10 protein-coding genes are annotated in these 15,014 nt (G+C 39.2%); 1 reads left to right on the top strand and 9 read right to left on the bottom strand.

Annotated elements, in window-relative coordinates:
- The 6 genes from lpdA to QFZ28_RS04340 all read right to left on the bottom strand — a co-directional run bounded on the left by lpdA (position 1) and on the right by QFZ28_RS04340 (position 9,305).
- Positions 1-1,389, bottom strand: a complete 1,389-nt coding sequence (lpdA, locus tag QFZ28_RS04365; RefSeq protein ID WP_307193518.1) for a dihydrolipoyl dehydrogenase — start codon at positions 1,387-1,389, stop codon at positions 1-3.
- A 25-nt stretch (positions 1,390-1,414) separates the two neighbouring features.
- A complete protein-coding gene (locus QFZ28_RS04360; RefSeq protein ID WP_307193517.1) occupies positions 1,415-2,785 on the bottom strand; it encodes a dihydrolipoamide acetyltransferase family protein in 1,371 nt (456 codons plus the stop codon).
- Between the two features lie 284 nt (positions 2,786-3,069).
- Positions 3,070-3,822, bottom strand: coding sequence for a GntR family transcriptional regulator (locus QFZ28_RS04355; protein WP_307193516.1), 753 nt, complete (start codon positions 3,820-3,822; stop codon positions 3,070-3,072).
- A 1,234-nt stretch (positions 3,823-5,056) separates the two neighbouring features.
- Positions 5,057-8,671, bottom strand: coding sequence for a triple tyrosine motif-containing protein (locus tag QFZ28_RS04350; protein ID WP_307193515.1), 3,615 nt, complete (start codon positions 8,669-8,671; stop codon positions 5,057-5,059).
- A gap of 51 nt (positions 8,672-8,722) precedes the next feature.
- Complete coding sequence (locus tag QFZ28_RS04345) at positions 8,723-8,941, bottom strand: hypothetical protein (protein ID WP_307193514.1); 219 nt, start codon at positions 8,939-8,941, stop codon at positions 8,723-8,725.
- Entirely contained in the window at positions 8,910-9,305 is a 396-nt protein-coding gene (locus QFZ28_RS04340; RefSeq protein WP_307193513.1) for a hypothetical protein, read from the bottom strand. Before QFZ28_RS04340 ends, QFZ28_RS04345 begins: the two co-directional genes overlap by 32 nt.
- 271 nt (positions 9,306-9,576) lie before the next feature.
- Here QFZ28_RS04340 and lspA point away from each other — a divergent pair, with 271 nt between their 5' ends.
- Positions 9,577-10,014, top strand: coding sequence for a signal peptidase II (gene lspA, locus QFZ28_RS04335; RefSeq protein ID WP_307193512.1), 438 nt, complete (start codon positions 9,577-9,579; stop codon positions 10,012-10,014).
- A gap of 644 nt (positions 10,015-10,658) precedes the next feature.
- On the opposite strand, the gene sdaAA is transcribed toward lspA, so the two are convergent.
- The 3 genes from sdaAA to QFZ28_RS04320 all read right to left on the bottom strand — a co-directional run bounded on the left by sdaAA (position 10,659) and on the right by QFZ28_RS04320 (position 14,996).
- A complete protein-coding gene (gene sdaAA, locus QFZ28_RS04330) occupies positions 10,659-12,221 on the bottom strand; it encodes an L-serine ammonia-lyase, iron-sulfur-dependent, subunit alpha (RefSeq protein WP_307193511.1) in 1,563 nt (520 codons plus the stop codon).
- Positions 12,222-12,290: 69 nt separating this feature from the next.
- Positions 12,291-13,745, bottom strand: coding sequence for a M20 family metallopeptidase (locus tag QFZ28_RS04325; protein ID WP_307193510.1), 1,455 nt, complete (start codon positions 13,743-13,745; stop codon positions 12,291-12,293).
- A 3-nt stretch (positions 13,746-13,748) separates the two neighbouring features.
- Complete coding sequence (locus QFZ28_RS04320; protein ID WP_307193509.1) at positions 13,749-14,996, bottom strand: MFS transporter; 1,248 nt, start codon at positions 14,994-14,996, stop codon at positions 13,749-13,751.
- Between the last annotated feature and the right edge of the window lie 18 nt (positions 14,997-15,014).

Here is a 15,014-nt window from a genome sequence, read left to right as displayed (position 1 = left end):
TTAACCTCCAATTTTTATATACTGATGGATTGCGTCCTTAATCACTTCTGAAACAGAAGGATGCGGAAAGACAAGCTGTTCAATATCACTCGTTCGCATTTCGGTTTCTAACATCATCGATGCTCCATAAATGATTTCAGAAGCGTAATTACCTAATATATGAACACCAATGATTTGATTATATTTTTTATCAATGACAATCTTAATAAAACCATTGCGGTCTCCCTGTTCTACTACATAACGCCCGCTATAATTTAAGGGAAGATTCACCTTGGCATAATCAATTCCTTTTGCTAATGCCGATTCCTCCGTTTCACCGACAAAGGCTACTTCTGGTGTTGTATAAATAACTGCAGGAATGGTGTGGTAACGCATCTGTTCTTTTTTTCCTATTATGGTTTGAATACAAACCTCAGCTTCACGATAGGCTGTATGAGCAAGCATTGACTTCCCATTAAGGTCTCCAACTGCATACACATTAGGTATATTGGTTTGCCCCGTCTCATCAGTAGAAACACAGCCTTTAATGGTTTCTACTCCTATAGCCTCAATTCCCAGGTTTTCAATGTTTGGTTTTCGGCCCGTACAAACTAAAATGTATTCGGAATCAACACGAAATGTTTTTCCCTGTTTTTCATACGTCACTTGGTGATGATCAATCGACTGGACCTTGGCATTAAGCTCAAATAGTATTCCCATTTGCTTAAGTATTTTCAGAAAGGTGGTGGAAATTTCACTATCTATTGGACCGCCAATTTGATTTTGCATTTCAATCACCGTAACCCTGCTGCCCGTCTTAGCAAAATACTCCGCCATTTCAAGACCTATAACGCCGCCTCCAATGATGGTTAAGGACTCAGGGATATGCGGAATATCTAATATTTCTCTGCTGGTAAGGGCAATACCTTGACCAATTGCCTCCTTTAAACCTGGAATCGGCGGGATAACAGGACTTGCCCCTGTTGCTAAAAGCAGCCGCTTACCTTTCACCACTTCTTCCCCAATGCTAACGAGGAAACCATCTGCCTGCCGCCTTAAAATTTGGCCATAGCCTTCAATCACCTCTACACCACTTACCTTAAGCTGGCCGCGGATTCCGCTTCTTAATTGGGCAGAAACTTCGTTTTTTCTTTTCAGCACTTTTTCATGATGATATTCGACATTGCTCGCTGTAACACCAAGATCCTCAGAATGCAAGGCATGATGGTAAACCTTAGCGGATTGGAGGAGGGTCTTTGTTGGGATACAACCTTCGTTTAAACAAACCCCGCCTAATTTTTCCTTTTCTATTAAGAGTGTTTTCAGATTATGAGAAGCTGCCTGTAAAGCACCATGATATCCCCCAGGACCGCCTCCGAGAACAATCAAATCATATACCATTTTTGTCATCTGCCCCTCTTTAACTATGAATATATTACTTGGCTAATAATAGGTCGAAATGTTCAAGATTAGTTATTAAATCCTTAAGGAATCTTGCAGCTGGTGCACCATCTAATGCCCTGTGATCAAAGGTTAAGGAAAGCCCCATTGCTGGATACGTGATGTCTTTTCCTTCCGATTGTTTCACACGATAAACAATGGTGTTCACGCCAAGAATTCCGACTTGCGGCGGGTTAAGTACAGGTGTAAAGGACTCGATTCCAAAACTGCCAAGATTCGTAACGGTAAAACTAGCACCTTGCATCTCATTTGGCAAAATCGTTTCATCCTTACATTTCTGTACCATCTCATTACTCGCTTTTGCTAATTCAACTAATGACTTTGTATTGGAATCCACCAAAGTTGGAACGATTAAACCTTTAGGAGTATCGACAGCCATGCCTAAGTGGACGGAGTCAAATACGAGTAAATCATTATCGACTAGATGGGCATTTAAATCTTTGTGATTCATAAGTGTCCTAGAAACAGCAAAGAGAATCATATCGTTAAGAGTCACGTTTTCGAGACCAAGACTATCCTTTTGCTTCTTTACTTTGTTCCGGTAGGCAAGAATTGTTGATGCGTCAAAGGATGATGTTAAGGTTAATTGAGCAGTATTATGTAAGGAATTCATCATATTCTTCGCAATAACTTTTCTCATACGACTTAAAGGCTGAACGTTGTAACCTGGTTTTTCGTTAGTTGCCGGCTCTTCTACAACTTTTTGTTCACTTGGTTTCGTTGAAGCAGTGCCAGAAACATCTTGAACGGTTACTCTTCCACCTAAACCAGTAGCTTTATCATTCCTATCAACAAGGATTCCAGCTGCTTTTGCTGCACTGGTATACCTAGGAGCCTTTTCAAGTAAACTTAATACATCTTTCTCAATAATTCTTCCTGAAGCACCCGATGGCTCTGCAAACCGATAATCAAGATGAAGTCTTTCTGCTGTTCTCTTTGCTCTTGGAGAAATTTTTAGACTAGAAGTTTCAACTGGTTCCAGGTTCTGACCATTTGCAGCTGCTGTTTGTTGTGCCTGAACAATCAAATCTGGTTGATGTTCTTTTTCATCTTTAAGTGGTTCAGAGCCTGCAGGGTCTTCATTTAAAAGTTTTGAGAAATCCTCCCCTTCTTCTCCAATAACACCGATAGGAGTCAGAACCGGTACCTCATCACCTTCTTCATAAAAAACCTCCAGCAGCACCCCTTCTGCTTCAGCTTCCACTTCAAACGTTGCTTTATCGGTTTCAACGGTTAATATGGATTCACCTACTGAAACCTTATCTCCTTTTTTCTTAATCCACTGACCAATCAAACTCGTGTCTCCCGACAAACCCATTTTCGGCATTTTAATGGCTGTTACCATTTTTATAATTCTCCTTATCTATAAAAATATTTTTTCAGAACGACTTTAAAGGATAGATAATTGCCGTACAAAATAAAACATAATAACGTAAGAATGTTAGGTTGTCATTACCACCATACTTAAAAATTTTTTTCATAAAATATACGTTTGCATTTTATACGTTCTAATGTCAGGTTGTCATTACCACCTAATACAAAGTTTAGAGCAATTCTTATATTCCGTCAACAAAATTTTTTGAAAATTTCAACGTTTATATAATCTGTGCTCTACTCCGTGCAATCATACTATTTATTAAATTTTAATTTTGCTTTAAAACTGCTTAAGTCTCCGCGGAACCTTGAAATGGAGTATTCAAACACATCGCCATTTTCAAGAAAAGCAATAGTTTTCACTAACTGGATAGGTGATTCAGGTGAGATTCCGAGATGTTGATAATCATTCTTGTCTACAATCACTGCTTCCAGACTTCGTTCACCATAATCAATGTTTAAATGATAACGATTATGCAAAATATCATATAATGAATTTTCTGTAAGATTTTCCTTCTCTAATTCAGGTGCAAGATTACATGGAATATATGTAGATACGAGAACCACTGGCTGCTCTTCTACATAACGTAATCTTTCAATATGATAGTATTGGTTATGACTTTTTCTAAACAATGAATTTAGTTCCATCGTTCCTTCAATCAATTGGATAGTAAGAACCGTTGTTTTTGTTGCTAAGCCCTTTTTTTCATTTTCTTCTGAAAAGCTCGTAAGACTTTCAAGATACCATTGACTTCGTTTCGGTTTATTAACAAAGGTCCCATAACCTTGTCTTCTTACTAATAGCTGGCTGTTAACAAGCTCATTAATAGCTTGACGAACCGTTGGCCTGCTTATTTGATAGAGTTCGATTAATTCTCGTTCTGATGGAATCATTTCTCCATCTTTAAGTTCGCCTGATTCTATTTGATTTTTTAAAATTTCTTTCAGTTGGTAATATAGTGGTACAGGGCTATCTTTTTGTATGGTAGAGATTTTACTATTCCACATCTGGATACCTCATTTCCCCACATAAAGACATCATGTGGTTATTACCACCTTAATTTATCTTTTATTATTTGATCTGTCAATAGGGAGGCAGAAAAGAATTAATCCCTAAAGGTCAATCTAAGATCCTAATTGTTCTAGCACCGCGTGGTAGGTTATTTCCTAAAGTCTTTACTAGTAGGAAAAGAAAAGCCTAGTAAATCAATTACTAAGCTCTTAACAATTTTTCTTAACTCTCAAATTTTCAATTAGTCTTTTTGTTATCTTAGAAAAAAACAGGGAGGGTTGACATTATTTTATAATTGGTAAAATCTATAAAAGGCAACCAGAACCGTCCCCATGAGCCGGTCCTTATAAAAAGACACTAATTTAACAAGTTCCTTATCATTAGAATACAAGTCTTTAATAACTTCATAACATTCTTCCCAAGAAATCCATCCTATATGCTCACTAAGTTTGAAACCCCTTCCTTTATGTCTATATAGTAGTCAAAATGACCTTTTTTCACTAAATCATCTCTCGACAATTTTCTTCCTGCTAGAGAGAAGCAAACGCTGTATTAACGGCACGTAATGCAATTCTAATCAAACGATTAGTTAATTCAAACCCTATTAATCAAACGCTTGATTAAATAGCAGATGAGCCCCTTTGTTATTTGGTTTCCTTCTTGATTTCAGGCGAGGTAGTTGTCGAAAAATAGCCAAGATTTTTAGATTGCTCCTTCAAAAGAACAAGAGAAACTACTAAAATACACAACCTGACAAACTTCTACTATAAAAAATACCACTTAGACGTTGATTAAAAACACCTAAAACTCCATTAAAAAAGAACTTTTACGTGTTTTCTAGGAAAAAACGTGTCGATGAAAAATTCAGGGTGACAGGCACCGGAATTTACGCTCCAAACACCTGCACTTGGTTGCGTCCCTCTCGTTTCGCAGTGTACAAAGCTTTATCCACTTTATTCAAAAGCTGGTAAAGGGTTTCGTTTATTTCATTCTCCTGATTAGTTGGTTGTGGTGACTTCATTAGACCAAAGAGAACAATTTGCGGACCAAAAAGGAAATTGCATGTGAGCTTTTACTCAGTGAAGCAACAATAAAAAAGCATCTATCCAATGTATTCGGGACTCACTGCAGTTTCTTATATGAAATATCAAACGATAAAAAACCCTATCCAACTGGCTATTGGATAGGGCTTGCTTAATAGCTAAAAAAATACCGTACATCATATCGAAATCATTGTTGTACATTAAATAGCATTTCTGTCCGTGCTTCTAGGGATTCACCTGAACCAGGTTTGCCCTTTTCTTTACCAAGAACAATAATCGTGTAACTGCCTGCACTCGTTGGTATCCAAGTTACTGTACCATTGCTGTTATACTCCTGAAGAGTGGTAAGTACTCCCTTGTCATCCTTGACCAAGAATCGGTACTCAGGTTGATTGCTTCCTTCAGATGTTGCTGTTAAAGTAATCGGTGTTTCAACAATTGTTGATGAAGGCTGATTTGCTTTAACTTGAACACTTGTTTCTTTTCCAGCTTTCATCTTATAACTCATTTCAGTTTGAGCTTCAAATAATTCTTTCGACCCCTTGTCCTTACTATAAACAATTACGGTGTAGTTGCCTTTACTCGTTGGTGTCCATGTAAAGGTGTTATCATCACTATACTCCTGAAGAGTGGTTAGATTTCCCTTGTGATCTCTAACATAGAAAAGGTACACAGGCTCGTTGCTTCCTTCAGATGTTGCCGTAAACGTAATAGGTGTTCCAATAACATTTTGGGAAACTTGATCCGCTTCAGCCTGTACGCTTGTAACTTTTCCAACATTAATCGTATAGTTTATTTCATTTCGGGCTTCATAAAAACTAGCGGAGCCAGTTTTGTATTTATCCTTTGCCTCCACAATAATGGTATAGTTACCTGGCAGAGTCGGTGTCCATGTTATAGTATCTTGACTGCTATACTCCTGAATAGTTGTAAGGTCTCCTTTATCATCGCGGACATAGAAACGATACTCTGGGTTACTGCTTCCTTCTGAAGTTGCCTTAACAGAAATAGGTGTACCTACAATTTGCGGACTTGTCTGATTAACTTCAAGATTTACTGAAGTCACTGGTTCACTTTCGTTTTGGTCGACATATAGTGGCTGAGGGAATGTGTCATATACAGTATTTCCTGCTCCATCTGTTGCCGATACTTCCAATCTCCATTTTCCTGTGTAGTCAACTGAAGTAATGGTTTTACTTCCAACCCAGACGTTTTCATTAGGGTCATATTCTAAGTCGATACTTTCAAAGGTACCGCCAAATTCACTTGCATTCCAAAACTGTCCTTCCATGAACATAACACTGACACTCTCAACATCTGATCCTGCATCTGTCGCTTTTACTCTGATAGAAATTGAGTCACCTAATCTAACGGTTCCCGGTGTAAAGCTCAATTCTTCAAAAACCGGTTTGTCATAATCAGGAGTATCATTCAAAATTAGAATTTGATTGCCCATCCAGGGTCCAGATCCCCAATTTCCCGCCTGGTCTACAGCGTATAAATATATAGAATGTAATCCTGCAGAGGAATAGGCTGGAATGGTATAGGATCCTACCCATAGGCCACGAGTTTCATCATAGGTAAGTGTTACATTCTTCCATCTAGATTCAGAATTGTTATTCTGACTGAATTGAACGTAGACACTATTAATTCCTGATTGATTGTCGCTAATCTTCGCTTCAAACCGAATAGTATCACCAGGTTGTGCTATCGTTTTATCAAAGCTAAAGGATTCAACGGTAGGTGCATTTGTATCTTGATTTGGATTATTGATTTCCATTTGATAGCTGGTATTAGACTGAACATTACCGGCGAAGTCACTTGCCATGATTTCAACATTCCATACACCAGACGCATCTCTTTGTTCCACTGTGAATTTCCCTATCCATTTCTTTGTCGTTTGATCAAGGGTAAGGGGAATATATCGGTTACTAATGTTATCCATATTCAAAAACGCATTGACAAAGCTAATACCGGAGCCGATATCGGATGCTTCTACTTCAATCGTTACCTCATCACCAAAAGTTGCTACATCAGGGGTAATCGTCACGTTTTCGATTACTGGCAATTCCGTATCAGCATTTGGGTTATCTACAGTAAAAGTCTGCCCTGCTGAAAAATAATAATGGTTTCCTTTTACATCTTTTACATTAAAGTATACATACCATTCTCCAGGTTTGTCATTTGCAGGAACAGGATAGCTTCCATTCCATGTTCCATTTTCTGAATCATAAGTAAGTTCTACGTATCTGTTGAGATTTAATTCATCAGTAATTCTTGCTGTCACACTGTTAACTACATTTTCATCATTAGCAAATTTCGCTTGAATTTGAAGATTATCGCCTGCCATAACAGTATTTGAAGAAAATTCAACGTTTTCTAATGTGAGCGGAGTTGGGTTGGATACATAAAATGGTTGTGATAACCATTCATACCTTTTATTCCCCTTGAAGTCGATGGCTTCTACACTATGAATAAAGATCTCTCTTCCATCTTCAATAGAATTAGGAATCGTTACGGCTGCCGTCCACTTTCCACTTTCAGGATCATACTTGAATGGTACATTACCTAAGTAGTCCAGAGAAGCTTGAACATAGGCAACACCTGATTTGTCATCTTCTACCGTTACTGACAATGTCACTTGTTCACCAACAGTTACATTTGTCGGATTAACTTCTAAATTTGAGATTGTAGGAGCTGTATAATCCCCATCAGGATTGATGACAGTAAAATATGGTGTATTGTAACTCCAGCTGTAATTATCAAAATTGTCCGTTGCATGAACAGAGAAATACCAATCACCATCATGTGTAGTTTCCTTTGCAGTGAAGGTACCTACCCATTTGTTTTGTTCTTGATTGTAGTTCAACTTTACTGTTTCATATTGCTCGTAGTTAGATGAATGAAGATTAGCTGATACTTCGCGAACTCCTGATTTACCGTCGCTTACATCAGCAGTTATCGTAACAGTTTCTCCTACTTGAATAGCAGAAGTTGAAACCTCAATATTTTCAATAACTGGTGCCGTAAAATCTCCACCTTCATTATTGATATAAAGAGTTTTAGACGTATCGATCGTTCCATAATTACCTGCTGTATCTTGTGTGTCCACCATTAAGGTACTTAAGCCGGGACTGTCGTTTTTTTGTACAGTATATGAACCAAACCACTCCTCTTTTTCTTGGTCATATTGTAAATAGACATAACGATTCGTTCCATTAACAGAATGCAGATACGCATTCACATAAGAAATATCAGACTTATCATCGGTAACCTTCATTGAAATATTAACAACGTCCCCAACATTAGCTGTAACCGGATCAATGACAACGTTTTCCACTGTTGGAGCTGTAAAGTCTCCCTCAGCGTTGTGTATAGTGAAGGCCTCTGAAATATAAGCCCAGTTTGAATTATACATGTTGTCAACCATGTGAATTTCCTCTAAAACCCATTTTCCAGGTACATCATTCACCCCAACTGTATAGGTCCCGATCCAATTAGATGATGTAGGATCGTAAACAAACTCAATGTGCCGGGCACTATTAGGCTTAGATTTGTCTGCAAAGTATATCATGGCAGATACACTTGATATTCCGGAAATGTCATCCGACACGGAGGCTGTAAAAACAATCTCTTCCCCTACATTCACCTCTGTCGTAGATAGTTGAACGTTATTAAGGGTAGGTCCAAGATAATCAGACTCTGTTGTTTGATCATCTGTACCGAATGTCTCAGCCATCGTCATTAGTGGATTAGTCATTAACAAAAAGATTAGCAAGAATACTAGTGACTTGTTTTTCAAAAGCTCCACTCCCAATTATTAAGTTCTCTCTCTTTCTATCACTTTCTAAGGTTAAACAAGCTTTTTAATTTCCTCCTTTAATCTCAATAAGCGATCTAACTTCTTTTGTTCGTACACTCGCTTATACTCTTCTTCCATTGAAGCAGGGAGGTTATTTTCAAGCATGTCTGATTCCAGTTTATCTAAAAAGATTTGAAATTGGCTGTCTGCTTCTTTCTCTTTTTCTTTTAGAATCGCCTCATATTTTATAGGAATGATAGATAGATCCATATTGCCTTCTTTTTTCAACTTTTACTTCCTTCTTGGCCGTCTCTAGTAAAGCAGTTAAGGTTACTTCTGCCTCCTGTGTGATTCTATTAAACTCAGCCTTAGATTCAAATTTATCTTCAACCAGTGTTTTTTCCTCATATGATTCCGTTTCGGCATTTACAGTTGCAGAATGGTGAACCCTTGATTCGACTTTTGCTGTTGTAGCTTCTTGAACCTTTGTTTCCTTCAGATTCTGTTCCTTTTCTACTACACTCTTCCCCATCTCTTTGCCAGCCATTTGAAACGATTCCTTTGAGTTTAATAGAGAAAAAACCAGTACCAAAAGAGCCGCCAAAGTGCAGCCAAATAATAGTCCTTTTTTCATTTGCTCCCCTCTCTACAATGATTTTCATACAAAATATTATATTCTTTAAATGGGAAATTTGAAAGATACTAATGTAAGAATTTTACTTATTTTGTCGATTAAAAAATTAATTTGTATGAAAAAATCCCTATTTCCTTTACTTCAAATAGCAAGAAAATAAAGCCGGCTTACCCTTTAAATCTAAGAAGAGCGTTTTTAATGTTTTTTCTAGGCGTTCATTTATACTGATGAGTAGTGAAGCAAAATAATGCTACATGAAAGAAGGGCCTCAATGCTATTTTATATCATATCAATCCTAGTTGTATTGACTGACCAACTTACGAAATATCTAATTCGTACCCACATTGAAATTAACGAAGAATTTAGCTTGTGGGGATGGCAACTCACACATATCGAAAATAGCGGGATGGCCGGAGGTTTATTTCAGGGCTATGCACGGCTTTTTGGAGTTATGGCTGTGTTGTTTGTGATCAGTGTATTATATATTCGCAGAACCGAAGAAATGAAGGGGACTCTCATTGATAGTAGTTTCGGATTTCTTGTCGGGGGAGGAATTGGAAATGGTATTGATCGGCTTTTGTTTGGGCAGGTGACAGATTTTATCCCTCGTGCCGGTGGAGTACTTAATGTGGCCGACCATGCTATTGAAATAGGTGTTTTACTACTTATTATTTATGTAATGTTTAGTTGGTTGAAAAAAGCGCGCTAGTTTCTCCAGTCATAATCTATGAATGGTTGAACCCGGAAGTATAGGTGCATTCTGGGTTATCCGACAATTTGCTTCATTAATCTTCCTAAATCAAACGATTGATTAAAAGGTCATCAAGACCTTTTGAAACAAGTACTTTGAGTGATTTCCTAGGGAATTTTTTGTCGAATATAATGCTTGGTTTGAAAAAAATTGTGATATTGCATGAACGACTCCGCACTTATCACAAGGGGATCTTACAAGCATTATAATATCTTCTAATAAAAGTGCATCATATCTAATAAAAGAGAGTCGCTAGTGATAAATCAGACCTTTCATAAAAGGTAGCTTTTCTTCGCGGCTGCACAAGAAAACAAAAAGGACCTTTGATTTTTAAAATCAAAGGTCAAAGTTGAACTTAGTGGTCTAGGCTAAGTCCATTTTAGGAGGTCTAAACTCAGAAGAATTTAAACTAGTAATATAGTAACACGTCATGAATATTTATTCAATATTTTAAATATTTATGCAACCGCTATCATCAGTTACTTTTCCTTCCTCCGATAAAAAAATAGCCTTCTACAATGGAGACTGCTGGCAGTTGCTCCCTAATTAAGAACCCTAAAAATTAAAGCCGAGAGAACCGTCCCCATTGATATCCTAGACAACTACATAGTTTGAACCAAGACAATTTCGTCAATAATTGGGATCTCTTTTTTTAATAAAGCTAAGACAGTTTCTTCGATTTTATTGTCAATTTCGCAAACCGTTATCGCAGGACCATTAATTTTTGAACGCTCATTAGCCATGCGAGCAATGTTACACCCTTTTTGATAAAGAACCCCCGATAACTCTGAGATAACCCCTTTTCGGTCGGTATGACGGATCACAAGTGTCGGCCGTTCGCCGGAAAATTTTAACGGATAATCATCCATTTCCTGAACCTCCACCTTGCCGCCGCCTAAAGAACTGGCCAACACCTTTACAGTACGCGAAGCCCCTGATAATTCTACAAGAACGGTGTTAGGGTGATAACTTCCAAGCATCCTTTTCGTAAATTCATATTGTAAGCCCTGTTCTTCGGCAATTGCCTTTGCATTTGGAATGCCATCATCTAAAGTCGATAATCCCATAACACCTGCCAACAGCGCTAAGTCTGTTCCGTGTCCTTGATAGGTTTCAGCGAAGGAGCCCATTAATGAGAACCTTGCAAATAATGGTTTTTCATTCAACAGCTGGTAGGCAATATTCGCAATTCGAACAGCCCCGGCCGTATGCGAACTTGAAGGGCCAACCATTACAGGGCCGATAATTTCATAGGCACTTTGGTATTTTGCTGGACCACAGCCACTAGCTTTTTCTCTGAAAATCTGTTCTTTTAATTTCTTTCCTGTTGGAGTTCCGGCAAGACCGCCTATCCCCGTTTCTCTCAACGAGTCAGGCATTTGCTGTCCTACCTCATGCATCACATGGACTACCTCATCCGGAGGGATGGTGCTGACTACACCTGCTAACGCCATATCTGCCGCGGCTTGTGCAGTAATCGCATGTAAACCGTTACGAATGATACACGGGATTTCCACCAGGCCGGCCACTGGGTCACAAACCAGCCCTAGTGAATTTTTCAAGGCGATTCCAACAGCATTTCCAACCTGCGTCGGTGTACCGCCGGCCAGCTCCACAAGGGTGCCGGCTGCCATGGCTGTGGCAGATCCGACTTCGGCCTGGCACCCGCCGGCGGCCCCTGAGATTGACGCTTTATTTGCAATAACTATGCCAAGCGCGGAGGCAGTAAACATGGACTCGACAATTTGCTTACGGGTAAATTTTCCGCTTTCAAGGGCATGAACCAGTACAGCCGGCAAGATTCCTGCGGAGCCTGCTGTCGGTGTTGCCACAATCCGCCCCATCGCCGCATTTACCTCTGAAACGGCGAGTGCATTCGCTGCAGCATTTAATGTCGCAGGGTTGACAAAGGTATTACCATTTTCAGCATATTGGTGAAGGCGGTGCCCGTCCCCGCCTGTCAAACCGGTCCGGGACATAACGGGACTCATCGTTCCTTTACGGACGGCCTCCTCCATCACTGCAAATTGCTCGGCCATTTTTTCGAGTATCGTTTCTCTAGGATCACCTTTCTGTTGTACCTCTGTAGTGATCATTACATCCGCAATGGTTGTTTTCTCGTTTTCAGCAAGTTCCATTAATTCTCTTAAACTCGTAAAAGACATATGCTCACTCCCTTTAAAGAAAACGGTCCTTATGCCTAAAAGCCATAAGAACCGTCCCCTTTGTTTCTTTTATATTGTTTGATACACCTTTTGTTTATTTTTCGGAGGTGTAAGCCCTTTTGGGATTAGCGACTCATAGGTTTCACCATCAAGCCTTTCTACTAATTCCTTCTTTGCCTTTTCAAGTAATTCTGGGTTTTCAATAGCCGAAATAGCGGTACATGCCATTGCTTTTCCAGCTAATAGCATGGCATCATGGGCATAGCTTTCTTTACCTTGTGCCACAGCCTGCCAAGTATGAAACGGTGTTCCAAACGCCCAGGTGGAAGTTACACATTGTGCTGTTGGAACATTCCAACTAACATCGGCAACATCCGTAGAACCTCCCATAAATGTTTCTTTTTCAGAAAAAGGAACGATAAAGTCGGCAATCGGTCGTTCGGCTAATTGAGAAGCTCCCTGTTTTCCAACTTGTAAAGCTGCCGCACGCTTCTCCTCGTCCGTCAACGTTTCATAGATGGTTTTTGCATAGTTTATATCCTGTTCAGTAGCAAGAGGAGCTCCTATTTCTTGCATATATTGGTGCATTACCTTTTCAAGGGTCAGGTTTGGAATTAAATTATGGCAGGAACCTTGAATTTCGTAATCTACCTTCGTTTGCGTCATAAGTGCCGCACCGCGGGCACAGTCTACTACCCTGTCATAAAGCTCTTTTACTTGATATGGTTTCGGTGCACGGATTAAATACGTCACTTCCGCCTCAGCTTGAACGACGTTTGGAGCCAATCCCCCTGTATTGGTTACAGCATAATGAATCCGAGCTTCATCAATTGTGTGTTCTCTCATATAATTGACTCCAACGTTCATCAGTTCGACTGCGTCTAAAGCGCTTCTTCCTAAATGTGGTGCTGCACCGGCATGGGCACTTCTCCCTTTAAATTTAAAGTGTGCATGGATGACCGCATTAGCAGTGGAGTTCATGACAGCATTCATGGTGGCAGGATGCCATGAGAAGGCAGCATCCACATCTTTGAAAAAACCGTCTCTTGCCATAAATGTTTTCCCGTATCCACTTTCTTCGGCCGGACAGCCAAAATATCGTACAGTTCCAGCAAGCTTATGTTCCTTCATATAATCCTTAACCGCTATAGCTGCCGCTAACGAACCTACTCCCAGCAAGTTATGTCCGCAGCCATGGCCATTTCCATTTTTCAGAATGGGCTCAAACTTATTGCTGCTTGCTTGTTGGCTTAGTCCTGCCAAAGCATCGTATTCACCGAGAATCGCAATTACCGGATGCCCAGATCCATAGGAGGCGATAAAGCCTGTTTCAAGACCAGCTATTCCCTTTTTTACTTCAAACCCTTCCTTTTCCATTGCTTCCGAAAGCAATTCAGCTGAACGGAATTCCTCAAATCTGGTTTCTGCAAACTCCCATATTTGATCACTTAGCTGTGTAAATAAGGTTCGTTTATTATCTATTAAATTTGTAATTTTTTCTGATAGAGCAGTCAATTTTTCCATCTCCTAACTAATATTTTCATTGAAAGTAGGAACCTCTTTCTTAGAGCCTATTAAAAATAAAGATATAGCACACATTAGTGCAAACATAATCAGCATAATAAAAGCAACCGTATAAGAACCGTCAAAAGCATCGACTAAAAATCCTATTAGCATTGGAGTAAGTACACCAGCGAATTGTGCACCTGTATTAATAAAACCATTTGCCGTTCCTACTACCTCTTCTGATAACATTTTTAAGGGAGCTGAGATGATGAGAGTAATATTAAACGACATGAATACAGTAACCACACTTTGATAGACAGTAAACATGGCTATGTTTGGCGCAAAAGCCATTAGATATAGAAAAATTGCTGTTAATACAGCAAATATCGCTGCAATTACCTTATCTTTCCCTTCATGTAATTTATCTAAAATATACCCACTAGCAAGCATCGCAATAATTCCTGTAAACGCTGGAATAGCTGAAATATACCCAACGGATGTTAAATCAAGATTACGTGCCTCTACTAAATAAGTTGGCATCCATGCCATTAATCCCCATTGCACGGCATAAATCGCAAAATAGGCAATGAACAAATTCCATATAATCGGGGTTTTCAAAACCTCTCGTAAAGGCGCTTTACTTTTAGCAGGATTTTCAGTAATTCCAGTAATTCCAGTAATTCCTACAGTTGAACCTTTCCTCTCTTTTAAGAAAAAGACGTATAGCAAGACAAATATAATTCCAATGGCACCCGCAATATAAAAAATCATTCTCCAACCGACACTTTGCATGGATTGGGTACCAATGATTGGTGTTAATACTCCCATTATCGCACCGGAAGTGAGCATGAAGGACATGGCACGGCTCCGTTCATTTTGCGGAAACCAACTAGCAATACCTTTTGAGGCGGATGGAAAAAAGCTGCCTTCCCCAAGCCCAAAAAGAAATCGAATGAGAATTAAGGATATGAAGGACCATGCCATTCCTGACATAATTGTGAAAACGGACCAAGCAAAAACAGCGATGATAATGATTTTTCGGAAACCAAAACGATCTGCGAGCCACCCACCCGGAATTTGCATTAAGGCATAACCTGCAAAAAAGCTACTTAAAACAATTCCTGTCTGAGAGGCACTTAATTGGAGATCCTTTGAAATACCTAAAATCGCATAATTCATGAAAAATCGATCAAAGTTTCCAATTGACCACCCTAAAAATAGCAAGATGATAATGACATACTTCCAGTTCTGCGATGATTTGGATACCATATAAAACCTCCTAGCTAA

The sequence above is a fragment of the Neobacillus niacini genome, assembly GCF_030817695.1.
In the GTDB taxonomy this organism is placed as follows: Bacteria; Bacillota; Bacilli; order Bacillales; family Cytobacillaceae; genus Neobacillus; species Neobacillus niacini_F.
This window is presented reverse-complemented; position numbering and strand designations above follow the sequence as displayed.